Below are 13,438 nucleotides of genomic sequence, written 5' to 3'. Positions count from 1 at the left end.
AAACCGACCTGGTGACCGACATGGTCGGCGAGTTCCCCGAGCTGCAGGGCATCATGGGCACTTACTATGCCCGCCACGATGGCGAACCGGAAGAGGTCGCCCGCGCAATTTCCGAACATTACCAGCCGCGTTTTGCCGGCGATGCCTTGCCCGGCACCCAGACCGGCACCGTCGTGGCGCTGGCCGACAAGCTGGAAACACTGGTCGGCATCTGGGGCATTGGCTTGGCGCCAACCGGCGACAAGGACCCGTTTGCACTGCGCCGGCATGCGCTGGGCGTATTGCGCATGCTGATCGAAAAGCGCCTGCCGCTATCGATCTCTATCCTGCTGTCCAGCACGACCTCGCTGTTTGCCGGCAATGCCAGCTTCAAGGACCCGGAAGCCGACATCACGGCCTTCATGATGGATCGCTTGCGCGGCCTGTTGCGCGAGCGCGGCTATCCGCAAAACCAGGTCGAGGCGGTGGTGGCGCAGCATCCGGACCGGCTCGACAACATCATCGAGCGCCTGCAAGCGGTGCAGGCATTCGCCGCGCTGCCGGAAGCCGAGGCGCTGGCGGCGGCCAACAAGCGCATCACCAATATCCTGAAAAAGACCAGCGCCGCCACCAGCACGGTGCAGGCCGGTCTGCTGCAGGAGAGCGCGGAGAAAGGCTTGCATGCGGCACTGTTGCGCCTGCAGCCGCAGGTGGAGCAAGCCTGGGCCCAGGGCGACTTTGCCGGCACGCTAAAAGCGCTGGCGCAGTTGCGCGCCGATGTCGATGCCTTCTTCAACGAGGTGATGGTGATGGCCGACGACGAGGCGCTGCGCAACAACCGGCTGGCGCTGCTGGCGGCGTTGCACACGGTGATGAACCGCGTGGCCGATATTTCGAAGCTGGCCGCCTGAACCGATGATGAAGCTCATCATCCTCGACCGCGACGGCGTGATCAATTTCGATTCCGATGACTACATCAAGTCGCCGCGCGAATGGGTGCCGATTCCCGGCTCGCTGGAAGCCATTGCCCGTCTGAAGCAAGCGGGCTACCGCGTTGTCGTGTCGACCAACCAGTCTGGCGTGGCGCGCGGAAAATTCGACATGATGACGCTCAACGCCATCCACCAGAAGATGCACCAGAGTGCGCAAAAGGCAGGCGGCGAAATCGACGCCATCTTCTTCTGCCCGCATGCGGCCATGGACGACTGCGATTGCCGCAAGCCCAAGGCCGGCATGCTGCATACCATCGCGCACCGGCTCAATGTCAGCCTGAAAGGCGTGCCGACGGTGGGCGACTCGCTGCGCGACTTGCAGGCCGGCTTCGTGGTCGGGTGCACGCCTTACCTGGTGCGCACCGGCAAGGGCGAAAAGACCATTGAAAAAGGCGGGCTGCCGCCGGGCACGCTCACGTTTGATAACCTGGCGGCAGTGGTCGACCACTTGCTGCTCGCACCGGCCGCCGCCCAGGGCGACGCCATCGCATCGAAAGACAGCAAAAAGAAACAATGACAACAGATAAAAGCAGCAGCGCCGCCCGAGGCCAGCCCGCAGGGGCACAGCAGCAACCGGGCCAGCGCTCCACCGTCAACCTGTTCCTGCGCTCGCTGCTGTTTAGCCTGGTGATGCTGGTGGCCACGCTGGTGTGGGCGCCGATGTGTTTCCTGTTCGCGCCGCTGCCCTACCACCGCCGCTATTACTGGACCTCGCGCTGGAATGTGCTGGTGATCTGGGCCGCCAGGACCATCTGCGGCATCCGCTACCAGGTCAAGGGCATGGAGAACTTGCCGGACGCGCCGGCCGTGGTGCTGTCCAAGCACCAGTCGGCGTGGGAGACGATTTTTTACATCGTGCTGATGCCGCGCCCGCTGGTCTATGTATTCAAGAAAGCGCTGACGTATATCCCCTTCTTCGGCTGGGGCATTGCGCTGCTGCGGATGATCCCGATTGACCGCAGCAAGGGGCGCGATGCGATGAAGCAGGTGGTCGAGATCGGGCGCAAGCGGCTGGCCGACGGACAGTGGATCATCATGTTCCCCGAAGGCACCCGCAGCCTGGTCGGCTCCCAGGAAAAATACAAGGTCGGCGGTCCGCGCCTGGCCATCGAAACCAATGTGCCGGTGATACCGGTGGCGATGAATTCCGGCGAATGCTGGCCAAAGAATACCTTCATCAAGAAGCCGGGCCTGATCACGGTATCGATCGGCAAACCGATCTACCCGGAGGGCAAGAGCGCGCTGCAATTGCTGCAGCAAGTTGAAAATTGGATAGAATCGGAAATGCGCGTCATTTCGCCCGCTGTCTACGCCAACCCAGATCCGCTCAAGCGCCCGCCCGCCTCTTGAAAAAACTGCTCCGCCACCTGCTGCCGCAACCATTGCAACTGGCTTTGCAACTCGATTTTTTCACGCCGCTGCAATCGCCGCCCACTGTCTCGCCACCTGCTTCGCCATCAGCGCCTGCCCCGGCAATCGGCAAGCCGGCCGCACCGGCGCCCGGCCGCCGCCGCATCCAGTTGCACGAGCATGCGCTCGATTACACATTGCGGCGCTCCAAGCGGCGCTCGATCGGCTTTGTGATCGATGACGACGGCCTGCACGTTGCCGCGCCGCGCTGGGTGACGCTGGCCGAGATTGAAGGCGCAATACGCGAGAAAGAACGCTGGGTGTTCGCCAAGCTGGCGGAGCGCCGTGAACGCAGCGCCCGCCTGCGCCCGCCGATGGCATGGCGCGATGGCGCGTGCCTGCCCTACCTGGGCGGCGAAGTGGTGCTGCGCATTGCCACCCGGGAGCAGCAAGTGACGCATTTCGATGCCGAGCGCCGGGAACTGCTGGTGTGCCTGCCGGGCGATGCCGGCGAACAGCAACTGAAAGACCAGGTGCTGGGCTGGCTGCAACGTGAAGCCCGGCGCGTGTTTGCCGAACGCCTGCCTTTGTATGCCGAAAAGCTCGGCGTCGAATACCGCTCCTTCGCGCTGTCATCGGCGCTGACGCAGTGGGGCTCCTGCACTGCCGATGGCCGCATCAGGCTGAACTGGCGGCTGATGCATTTCGGGCTGCCACAGATCGACTACGTGATTGCCCATGAGCTTGCCCACCTGCGCGAAATGAACCACAGCCCGCGCTTCTGGGCCACGGTGCAGTCGGTATTCCCCGAATTCGAGGCGGCACGCAAGGCACTGCGCGAACAAGGCCCGGAAACGCTGCCGATTTTCTGAACCGGCAGCCCGGGCGCGACCTTGCCGGGCCCGAACTCACAGCCGAATCCGAAATCGAATCCCCACACGAACCCGCAATTCAAACAAGGACAACCATGCGACTGCTACACACCATGCTGCGCGTTGGCGACATGCAGCGATCGATCGACTTTTACACCAAGGTGCTGGGCATGAAACTGTTGCGCACCACCGACCGCCCGGAACAGAAGTACACGCTGGCTTTCGTCGGTTATGAGTCCAATCCGGACCAGGCCGAGATCGAGCTGACCTACAACTATGGCGTGGACAAATACGAAATGGGAACGGCCTACGGCCACATCGCAGTCGGCGTGGCGGATGCGTACCAGACTTGCGCCAACGCAAAGGCCCTTGGCGCGAACGTGACCCGGGATGCGGGTCCGGTGCAAGGCGGCACGACCGTGATTGCGTTCATCCAGGATCCGGACGGCTACAAGATCGAGCTGATCCAGCGCGGCACCTGAAGCAGGCGCCGGATCATTGAATTGATGAAGCATTGAATTGATGAATCGATGAATCCTTGATTCAATGCAGAGCCGCCTGAACCATCCGACGGTTCAGGCGTTCAGGAGTCCGCAGCAGCCGCGCTGTCCTTGCGCGCGCCCAGCATGCGCGCCAGCGTCACGAAGCCCTCTACCGACACCGTTTCCGGCCGCGCCTGCGGATCAACACCGGCGTCCCGGATCTGCGCTTCGGTAAACAAGGCCGACAGGCAGTTGCGCAGCACCTTGCGGCGCTGTGAAAACGCCTGCGTGACCACTTGCTCCAGCAAGGCCTGGTCGCAGGCCAGCCGTTCCGGCAGCGGGATCATCCGCACGATGGCTGATTCGACTTTCGGCGGTGGATCGAATGCGGTCGGCGGCACCACCATCATCAGCTCCATCCGGTAGCGCCACTGCAACATCACGGACAAGCGGCCGAATACCTTGCTGCCCGGCTGCGCCACCATCCGTTCGACCACTTCCTTTTGCAGCATGAAATGCTGGTCGAGGACGATGTCGGTGTAGTCGGCAAGATGGAACAGCAAGGGCGAGGAAATGTTGTAGGGCAGGTTGCCAACGACGCGCAGCTTGCGCGGCGCAGGTGGCTCTTCTGCGGATGCGGGTGTGGCTTCGGCTAGCGGCCCGGCAGCGGCAGGCAACAAGGAACCGAAATCAAACGCCAGCGCATCGCCCGAATGCACGATCAGTTTGGCCGGGTCGAACTGGCGCGACAAGCGCTCCACCAGGTCGCGGTCGAGTTCGACCACGTGCAGGCGATCCACCGATTTGAGCAACAGCCGGGTCATGGCGCCCAGTCCGGGGCCGATCTCGACCATCAGGTCATCCGCATGCGGTTCAATGGCGCGGATGATGTCATGCAACACCGTCTGGTCGGTCAGGAAATTCTGGCCGAAGCGTTTGCGCGGAATATGTTTCATGCCGGCCTCCGGGCAGTGGCCATGCTGGCCGCTACCTTGATGGCCTCGATCATGCTGCCGATATCGGCATGGCCGACACCGCTGGCAGCCACATCGAGCGCCGTACCGTGGTCGACCGAAGTGCGGATCAGGGGCAGGCCCAGCGTGATATTGACGCCGCGCCCGAAGCTGGCATGCTTGAGCACCGGCAGTCCCTGGTCGTGGTACATGGCCAGCACGCAATCGGCACGATCCAGGTACTTGGCCTGGAACAGCGTGTCGGCCGGATACGGCCCTTCCACCGCGATGCCCGCTGCGCGGGCCTGCGCCAGCGCCGGCGCAATGACGTCGATTTCTTCCCGCCCCAGGTAACCGCCTTCGCCCGCATGCGGGTTCAATCCGGTGACCAGGATGCGTGGCTGCGACAGGCCGAATTTCGACTGCAGGTCGCGATGGATGATGCCGATGGTTTGCAGCAGGCCGTCGATCGTGATCGCCGCCGCGACATCTTTCAGCGGCAAGTGGGTGGTCGCCAGCGCCACCCGCAGCGGATGCGCACCGGCGCCGTCGGCCAGCATCATCACCACGCGCGGGGTGCCGGTTTTTTCGGCCAGGTATTCGGTGTGCCCGGTGAACGCAATGCCGGCGTCGTTGATCGTGCTTTTTTGCAGCGGCGCGGTGACGATCGCATCGAACAGGCCGCGCATGGCGCCGTCAATTGCCATGTCGAGCGTGCGCAGGACCGGCAGTCCGTTGCCGGCGTCAAGCTTGCCGGGCGTGACGTTGCTGTTCAACGGGCAGTCGATGACGGCGACACGACCGGCGCCGAAGTCCGGCATGCCGTCATTGACGATCGCCTGCCAGGACAATGCCGCCAGGGCAATGGCGGGATCGATGGCGCCGGCGATCATGCTGAGCAAGGCCGAGTCGCCGATCAGCACGCACTCCACGCTATCACGCAACTGCCACGCCGCCCGCACTGAAATTTCCGGCCCGATTCCCGCCGGTTCGCCGCAGGTGATGGCAATGCGCGGACGTTTCATCACGGCCGGCGATCGGCGTCGTCCCGATATTCCACATAGGTGCGGTCGCGCAACTGGCGCAGCCATTCCTCGGTCGCCTCTGCCGACTTGCGCTCGCGCAGCACCTGGCGGGCAGCTTGCCGCTGCCGTTCCCTGGACACGTCGTCACGCTTGCGTTCCTGCACCTGGATCAGGTGGAAACCAAAAGGCGACTCGATCGGCTCGCTGATTTCGCCTGGCTGCAAGGCATTCATCGCCCGCTCGAACTCGGGTACCGTGTCGCCCGGATAGATCCAGCCAAGGTCGCCGCCGCGCGATGCGGTGACGTCATTGGAAAACAGCCGCGCCATCTCTTCGAAGGTGGCCGCCTTGTTGACCAGCCGCTCGCGCACTTCGCCCAGCTTGCGGCGGGCGTCGCTGGCCGTTACCACCTGGTTGACCTTGATCAGGATATGCCGCACCCGCGTCTGCTGCACCGACGGCGCGCCGGCGATCTTTTCCCCTTCAGCCTTGCGCGTGCCGATCAGCTTCAGGATGTGAAAGCCGTTGGCGCTCTTGATCGCGGCGATGTCGCCGGGATTGCTCTTGGCGACGGCATCGACGAACAATTCCGGCAAGCGATCCGGCGTGCGCCAGCCGATCTCGCCGCCACGCAGCCCATCGGCCGCGTCCGAATAGGTGGCTGCCACCTTGGCGAAATCAACGCCATTGCGCAATTGCTGGACCGCTTCCTCGGCACGCTTGCGGCGCTGGTCGATCTGTTCGGGCGATGCGTTTTCCGGAATCCGGATCAGCACCTGCGCAATATTGATTTCCATCTGCAAGTTGGCGTTCTGGTTGCTGGCCATCGCGTTGTCGACCTCGGATTCCGCGATCTGGATCTTGCTGTCGACTTCCCTTTCGCGCAGGCGCTGCAGCGTGATCTCTTCGCGGATTTCCTCGCGGAACCGGGCGAACGCCATGCCGTCGCGCTCAAGCTGGTTGCGGAATTCCTGCATGGTCATCTTGTTTTGCTCGGCGATGCCGGCCACTGCCCGGTCCAGCATCTGGTCATCCACCCGCAGGCCGGATTCCTTGGCCAGCTGCAATTGGGCCCGGTCGAGGATCAGGCGTTCCAGCAATTGCTTGCGGAATTCCGGGCCGGGCGGCATGGCGACGTTCTGGCTGCGCATGCGCGCCTCGACCATCTTGACGCGCTCGTCGAGTTCGCGGTTGGTGATCACTTCGTTGTTGACGACAGCGGCAATGGAGTCGACCGCACGCACTTTCTGGCGACCGGACGCGTCGGGCGTGCGGGATGCCGGCGGCTGTGCCTGCGCTGGCGCTTTCGGTTGTGGTTGTGGTTGTGGCTGCGCTTGTCCCAATGATGGCGCCGTGCCTGCCCCCGGCGCGCGTAGCTGCGCCTGCGTCGTGGCGACTGGCAACATCATGCTGGCGGCCAGCAGCCATGCACCGGCGCGCCGGCTTGGGCGGATGCCGGTCTGACTGCTTTCTGATGCGGCAAAAGACTGTTGTTTCATGTTCGTTTCTCGTTATGCCTAGGGCGAGGTGGTCAGCGACTGGTAACCGGGAACGTTGGTACGCAGGATCTGCAAGGGATTTGAACCGATCTTCGACAGGCCATTGAGTTCAAGTTGCAGGAAAATGGTCGAGGTGGAAACGCCGGTTGCCGTCGGTATGCGCTGCGCCACCACCCGGAAAATCCAGCAATCCGCCTTGTATTCGACGCCGACCACGCTCTCGGCCAGGCGTTTTTCTTCCAGCGAATAATTCAGCCGGCCCACGCCATACAGCCGGTTCGTCAATGGCCATTGTGCCGAAACGTCGAACAGGCGCAAGGGCGTGCTCAGGTCGCGCCGGTACTGCACGTTGAGCACCCGGTTGGTGCCGGGACGCCAGCGCACGCCAAAGCTGGAACGCTGCAGGGAACGTAAGCTCTGGCTGTACTGGAAAGTACTGTCGACCGCCACGGTCTGCGAAACCTGCCCGTAGCCCAGCAGCAGTATGTCCGACTTGGTTTCGCTCGGCGAGCCGCCGATCACGCGCTGCTGGTTGAAATAAAAGCGCTGCGCCAGCGCCACGTTCATGCGCTCGACCCCGCTGGCCTCGATGAAGCGGCTCGACAGCGCCGCGGTCAGTTGGTTGGCGTCGCTGATGCGGTCATTGCCGGAAAAGCGGTTTTCGCGGAACACCTGGGTGTAGTTGAAGTCCGCCGGCGCGGTGTCGAAGTTCGGAAGCTGGCTTTGGTCGCGGTATGGCGTATAGACATAAAACAGGCGCGGTTCCAGCGTTTGCGTCAGGCGCTGGCCAAACAGGCTGGTATCGCGCTCGAACACCACGCCGCTGTCGAGCGACATGGTCGGCAACACGCGATTGAAGGTCGATGGCGTGCCGGCCGTCTGGTTTGCGATGTTATAGCTGGTGGCATGCAGCGATGCACTCGGCGTGATGAAAAATCCCGGGAAAATCAGCGGATAGGTCACACGCGGATTGACCACCATGCGCGAGCCGCGCACCAGGTCCGGATGCCAGAAAGTGGTGAATTCGGAATCCACCGACAGGTCGAATCCCTGGACATCGCGCTTGATGCCCGACAGGTTGATCTGCGGCAGCCGGTCATAGGGGCGCACGATCGGCGAGGCCGGGTCCTGCAAAATCTGGTAGCTGCTGGTGCGCGCAGAGGCGGTCCACACCGGGCCGCCATAGACTAGGTTCAGGTCACGCAGCAGCAAGCGCTGGGTAGCGGTCGTGATGCTGTTGGAGAAATCGTTGGGGTAGTTGTCGTCGGACGCGCCATTGAGGTTGGCGTTGAAGGTCAGCAAGGGACTGAATTGCTGCGTATGGGTCGACGAAAACGCATAGCGGTTGCGATCGGCCAGCCGGTCGTTCAACATGCCTTCGATGCGGGTCTGCCCCTGGTAGGTCTGGCCCAGGTAGCGCGCCTGCGCGCCGAGCTGCACGCCGCGTTGGGCAATGATGCGCGGGTAGAGCGTCAGGTCGCGATTGGGCGCAATGTTCCAGTAGTACGGCGCCTGGACCTGCAGGCCGCCGCGGCTGCTGGTGCCGATGCTCGGCGGCAGCATGCCGGACTTGCGTTCGGCGGTCATCGGGAACGACAGGTAGGGCGAGGCCAGCAGCGGCACACCCTTGAAGATCACGACCGCGTTGCGCGCCGTACCGATGTCCCGTTCGCGGTCCAGCGTCAGGCGTCCGGCGCGCAGTTGCCAGTCCGGATCAGGCCCTTCGCAAGTGCTGTAGTTGCCCTGCTCGATCACCGCGCGGTCGCGCGATTCGAACTCTATGCGTTCGGCCGTGCCCTGTGCATTATTGTTTTGCAGGCGGTAGGCCGGATGAACGACATAGCCCTCGCCAGTGTCGAGCTTGAGATTGAGTTCTTCGCCGCTGTAGCGGTCGCCGAAATTGCGCAGGCGCACATTGCCGGTGGCGCGCACCCGGTCGTCGATGATGTCGTAATCGGCACGGTCCGCATTCAGGGTCATGCTGCCGCGCCGGATCTCGACATCCCGTTGCAGGCTGATTTCACGATCCGGACGGCCGGACAGGCGCTCGGCATCGACCGTGGTGGGGGCGTCGCTCTCGTCCGGACGGGCCGGTTGTGGCGATGCCTGCGCCATGGCCCGGTCCGCCAACGCAAGCGCCGACAGTGCCATCGCCACTGCCGGGACTAGCCGGCGGGCTTGGGAAAATCGTCTGCGCAGGGTCATGAAGCGCTCGGGAAGCTTGCCATCTAGGGACGATTTTTCGGAGTGAATCCCGTATTATAGGGGAACTCATAGCCGCCCAAACGCATCTCCTTTCTTCCCCATGCCCTCCAAACCTGTTTCCGACCACCGCCAGGTGGCGCTGGTGCAATGGCTGGCCAGCCTGCCATCGCCGGCGCTCGCCACCGACAGCCTGCGCCCGGCCTCCGCCGACGCCAGTTTTCGCCGTTATTTCCGGGTCGACGCCGACGATGGCGCCAGCTACATCGCGATGGATGCACCACCGCCGCAAGAAGACGTCAAACCGTTCATCCGTGTGGCCGAACTGTTCGGCAACACCGGCGTATCGGTGCCGTCTGTCATCGCCACTGACGCCGAGCAGGGTTTCCTGCTGTTGTCGGACCTCGGCTCGACCACCTACCTGCACCAGCTTGGCGCGGATACCGCCCACAAGCTCTACATGGATGCAATCGACGCCCTGGTGCTGATGCAGGTGCAAAGCCAGCCGGGCGTACTGCCGGAATACGACCGCGCGCTGCTGCTGCGCGAACTGATGCTATTCCCGGACTGGTACATCGGAAAGCATGTGGGCCTGGCCATGAGCGACCAGCAGACGGCTGACCTGAACCGGGTTTTCGAGGCGCTGCTGGCCAACAACCTGGCCCAGCCGCAAGTGTTCGTGCACCGCGATTTCCATTCGCGCAACCTGATGGTGCTTGACAAGGGCAATCCCGGCATCCTCGACTTCCAGGATGCTGTCTACGGGCCAATCACCTACGACCTGGTGTCGCTGCTGCGCGACGCCTACATCCAGTGGGACGAAGAAATGGTGCTCGACTGGGCCATCCGCTACTGGGAGCGCGCGCGCCGCGCCGGCCTGCCGGTCAGCCACGACGTTGACGCCTTCTACCGCGACTTCGAATACATGGGCTTGCAGCGGCACCTGAAGGTGCTCGGCATTTTTGCCCGCCTGCATCACCGCGACGGCAAGCCGGCCTACCTCAAGGACATGCCGCTGGTGATGGAATACACGCGCCGCGCAGCCGGCCGCTACCGCGAGCTGGCGCCGCTGATCCGGCTGCTCGATGCGCTGGAAGACAAGGCGCCGCAGGTCGGCTACACCTTTTAGGCCAGGCCCATGAAAGCCCTGATTTTCGCTGCCGGCCGCGGCGAGCGCATGCGCCCGCTGACCGACTCCTGCCCCAAGCCGCTGCTGAAAGTGCGCGGCCGGCCGCTGATCGTCTGGCACATCCTGAACCTGGTGCGCGGCGGCATCACCGACATCGTGATCAACCACGCGCACCTGGGCAACATGATCGAGCAGGCGCTGGGCGACGGCGCAGCGTTTGGCGCGCATATCGCCTACTCGCCGGAAGGCACGGCGCTGGAAACCGCAGGCGGGGTGGCGCAGGCGCGCGCGCTGCTGGGCGAAGAACCGTTTGTCGCTGTTGCAGCCGACGTGTTTTGTCCGCACTTCGATTTTTCGCAGGTGGCCGAGGCCTTGAAAGACAATGACATGTGGGGCCGGCCGTATGCGCCCGACAAGCGCGACGTGGCCTGGTTGTACCTGGTCAAGAATCCGCCGCACAATCCAAACGGGGACTTTGCGCTGGACAGCTTCACGATTGCCAATGAAGGCGAGCGTCGTTACACCTTTTCCGGCATTGGGGTCTACCGTCCGTCGATGTTCGACAGCGTGCGCGCCGGCGACACCGCCAAGCTGGCGCCGCTGTTGCGCGAATATGCGGCCCGCGGCCAGGTCGGCGGCGAACTGTATCCCGGCGACTGGACCGATGTCGGCACTGCCGAACGGCTGGACCGGCTCAACGCACCTTACACTTCCAGGAACTGACATGAGCTCATATCCCGAGCGCCGCGCGCAGGTGCTGCGCCAGATGCACAAGAAGGGCGGTGGCGTCGCCATCCTGCCGACCGCGCGCGAAGTCATGCGCAATGCCGACGCCGACTTCCCGTACCGGCATGACAGCTCGTTTTACTACCTGACCGGCTTCACCGAGCCGGAAGCCGTGCTGGTGCTGGTGGCCGGCAAGACCGACCAGACCATCCTGTTCTGCCGCGAAAAGAACGAGGAGCGCGAGATCTGGGACGGCTATCGCTACGGACCGGTTGCCGCGCGCGAATCCTTCGGTTTCGATGCCGCTTTTCCGATCGAACAACTGGACGCTGAAATGACGCAATTGCTGGCCGATGCGCCGGCAGTGTTCTATGCGCTGGGCGCCGATCCGCAACTGGACGAGCATGTGCGACGCTGGCTGAACAGCGTGCGCTCGCAGGCGCGCTCGGGCGTTGCCGCGCCCTCCACGGCGATCGACCTGCACGGCATGCTCAACGAGATGCGCCTGGTAAAAGACGCCGGCGAAATCGCGATCATGCAGCGCGCCGCCGATATCGCATCCGCCGCCCATGTGCGCGCCATGAAGATGGCCCGGCCAGGTTGCCACGAATACGAACTCGAAGCTGAACTGCTGCATGAATTCCGCCGCAACGGCTCGCAATATCCGGCCTATGGATCGATCGTCGCCACCGGCGCCAATTCCTGCGTGCTGCACTACCGCGCCGGCGATGCGGTACTGAAAGACGGCGACATGGTGCTGATCGACGCCGGCTGCGAACTTCACAGCTACGCCTCCGACATCACCCGCACATTCCCGGCCAATGGCCGCTTCAGCGGCCCCCAGCGCGACCTGTATGAAATCGTGCTGGCTGCGCAGCAGGCGGCGATTGAGCATACCGCCCCCGGCCGCCATTTCATGGAAGGCCATGACGCCGCCGTGAAAGTGCTGGCGCAAGGCATGCTGGACACCGGCCTGCTGGACCGCAGCATGGTCGGTTCGGTCGAGGACGTGATTGCCAAAGGCGACTACCGGCAGTTCTACATGCATCGCACCGGCCACTGGCTGGGCATGGATGTGCATGACGTTGGCGACTACCGCGAACGCGAAGCGCTCGATACCGAAAAGCCCTGGCGCAAGCTGCAGCCGGGCATGGTGCTGACGATCGAACCGGGCATCTATGTGCGCCCGGCTCCCAACGTGCCGGAACAGTACTGGCATATCGGCATCCGCATTGAAGATGACGCGGTAGTGACCGATAGCGGCTGCGACATCCTGACCCGCAATGCGCCCAAGACAGTGGCCGACATTGAAGCCCTGATGCGGCAATAAACGCATGGCCACTGATTTCAGCATGGCGATCTGCGGCGCCGGGCCGGTTGGCCTGGCGCTGGCTGCGCTGCTGGTGCGCCAGGGCGTGCCGGCGGCGGAGCTGGTCCTGGTCGATGGCAAGCCGCTGGCGGCATCGGTTGCCGATCCGCGCACGATTGCGCTGTCGTATGGCAGCCGACAATTGCTGGAGCGGATTGGCGCATGGCCCATCGCCTGCGACCCGATCCGCGAGATACACATATCGCGGCGCGGGCATTTCGGTCGCGCCCTGCTCACCAGCAGTGAATGCGGGGTGCCGGAACTGGGCTATGTCTGCCGCTATGGCGCACTGGTGGCGCGGCTGGCCGCCGTGGTGGCTGATGCCGGCGTGCTGGTGCAGCGGCCGCTGACGGTGCGCCACACGCACGAGCATGACGATGGCGTGCAGCTGTCGTTCGACAATGGCCTGACGCTGGTGGCGGGTTTGTTGGTGCAGGCAGAGGGCGGCTTGTTTGATGCGCAGGCAGTGCGGCCGGTGACGCGCGATTACGGGCAGACAGCGATCATCAGCCACGTGCGCGTCAGCGCTCGGCAGCCAATACGCGCGTATGAGCGCTTCACCGATGAAGGGCCGCTGGCGTTGCTGCCGCAAGACGATGGTTACGCGCTGGTCTGGTGCATGCGGCCCGAGCGCGCGCAGGGCCTGATGGCGCAGGATGATGTGGCGTTCCTGGCGGCCTTGCAAGCTGCTTTTGGTGAGCGGGTCGGGCGCTTCACCGGCGTGGCTGGGCGATATGCTTTTGAATTGGGATTGAATGCGCATCCGGTGCAGACGCGGCGCACGGTGGCGATCGGAAATGCGGCACAGACGCTGCATCCGGTGGCGGGACAGGGGCTGAACCTTGGCTTGCGGGACGCAG

The 13,438-nt window shown here is 63.7% G+C and carries 13 protein-coding genes; 9 read left to right on the top strand and 4 right to left on the bottom strand.

The annotated features are described in order from the left end of the window. The 5 genes from glyS to gloA form a co-directional block, all read left to right on the top strand. A partial coding sequence (gene glyS, locus Q7T64_RS04330; protein ID WP_304791751.1) for a glycine--tRNA ligase subunit beta occupies positions 1-890 on the top strand: 890 nt, incomplete at its 5' end. Between the two features lie 7 nt (positions 891-897). Then, on the top strand, positions 898-1,488 hold the full coding sequence (gene gmhB, locus Q7T64_RS04325) for a D-glycero-beta-D-manno-heptose 1,7-bisphosphate 7-phosphatase (protein ID WP_304791748.1): 591 nt from the start codon (positions 898-900) through the stop codon (positions 1,486-1,488). A gap of 113 nt (positions 1,489-1,601) precedes the next feature. Further along, positions 1,602-2,321, top strand: a complete 720-nt coding sequence (locus tag Q7T64_RS04320) for a 1-acyl-sn-glycerol-3-phosphate acyltransferase (RefSeq protein ID WP_304791757.1) — start codon at positions 1,602-1,604, stop codon at positions 2,319-2,321. After that, complete coding sequence (locus tag Q7T64_RS04315) at positions 2,318-3,193, top strand: M48 family metallopeptidase (protein ID WP_304791745.1); 876 nt, start codon at positions 2,318-2,320, stop codon at positions 3,191-3,193. The genes Q7T64_RS04320 and Q7T64_RS04315 overlap by 4 nt, the downstream gene beginning before the upstream one ends. Positions 3,194-3,288: 95 nt before the next feature. Next, entirely contained in the window at positions 3,289-3,675 is a 387-nt protein-coding gene (gloA, locus tag Q7T64_RS04310; RefSeq protein WP_304791742.1) for a lactoylglutathione lyase, read from the top strand. Between the two features lie 101 nt (positions 3,676-3,776). Here gloA and rsmA read toward each other — a convergent pair whose 3' ends face one another. The 4 genes from rsmA to Q7T64_RS04290 form a co-directional block, all read right to left on the bottom strand. Further along, a complete protein-coding gene (rsmA, locus tag Q7T64_RS04305; RefSeq protein ID WP_304791739.1) occupies positions 3,777-4,631 on the bottom strand; it encodes a 16S rRNA (adenine(1518)-N(6)/adenine(1519)-N(6))-dimethyltransferase RsmA in 855 nt (284 codons plus the stop codon). Next, complete coding sequence (gene pdxA / locus Q7T64_RS04300; RefSeq protein WP_304791736.1) at positions 4,628-5,653, bottom strand: 4-hydroxythreonine-4-phosphate dehydrogenase PdxA; 1,026 nt, start codon at positions 5,651-5,653, stop codon at positions 4,628-4,630. Before pdxA ends, rsmA begins: the two co-directional genes overlap by 4 nt. Then, positions 5,653-7,059, bottom strand: a complete 1,407-nt coding sequence (locus tag Q7T64_RS04295) for a peptidylprolyl isomerase (protein ID WP_370653250.1) — start codon at positions 7,057-7,059, stop codon at positions 5,653-5,655. The genes pdxA and Q7T64_RS04295 overlap by 1 nt, the downstream gene beginning before the upstream one ends. A 111-nt stretch (positions 7,060-7,170) precedes the next feature. Next, positions 7,171-9,303 (bottom strand): LPS-assembly protein LptD, encoded by a 2,133-nt coding sequence (locus tag Q7T64_RS04290; RefSeq protein ID WP_304791754.1) that lies wholly within the window; start codon positions 9,301-9,303, stop codon positions 7,171-7,173. 154 nt (positions 9,304-9,457) lie between these two features. On the opposite strand from Q7T64_RS04290, the gene Q7T64_RS04285 reads away from it, so the two are divergent. The 4 genes from Q7T64_RS04285 to Q7T64_RS04270 all read left to right on the top strand — a co-directional run. Then, positions 9,458-10,483: an aminoglycoside phosphotransferase family protein gene (locus tag Q7T64_RS04285; protein ID WP_304791730.1), complete on the top strand. Its 1,026-nt coding sequence runs from the start codon at positions 9,458-9,460 to the stop codon at positions 10,481-10,483. A gap of 9 nt (positions 10,484-10,492) precedes the next feature. Further along, entirely contained in the window at positions 10,493-11,206 is a 714-nt protein-coding gene (murU, locus tag Q7T64_RS04280) for an N-acetylmuramate alpha-1-phosphate uridylyltransferase MurU (RefSeq protein ID WP_304791726.1), read from the top strand. A gap of 1 nt (position 11,207) precedes the next feature. Then, positions 11,208-12,539, top strand: a complete 1,332-nt coding sequence (locus tag Q7T64_RS04275; RefSeq protein ID WP_304791724.1) for an aminopeptidase P N-terminal domain-containing protein — start codon at positions 11,208-11,210, stop codon at positions 12,537-12,539. A gap of 4 nt (positions 12,540-12,543) precedes the next feature. Continuing rightward, a partial coding sequence (locus Q7T64_RS04270) for an FAD-dependent monooxygenase (RefSeq protein ID WP_304791721.1) occupies positions 12,544-13,438 on the top strand: 895 nt, incomplete at its 3' end.

Origin of the sequence: Lacisediminimonas sp. (genome assembly GCF_030645335.1) — a bacterium.
Classification (GTDB): Bacteria; Pseudomonadota; Gammaproteobacteria; order Burkholderiales; family Burkholderiaceae_D; genus Lacisediminimonas.
The sequence above is the reverse complement of the archived record's forward strand: the minus strand, read 5'-3'. Positions and strand labels throughout refer to the sequence as shown.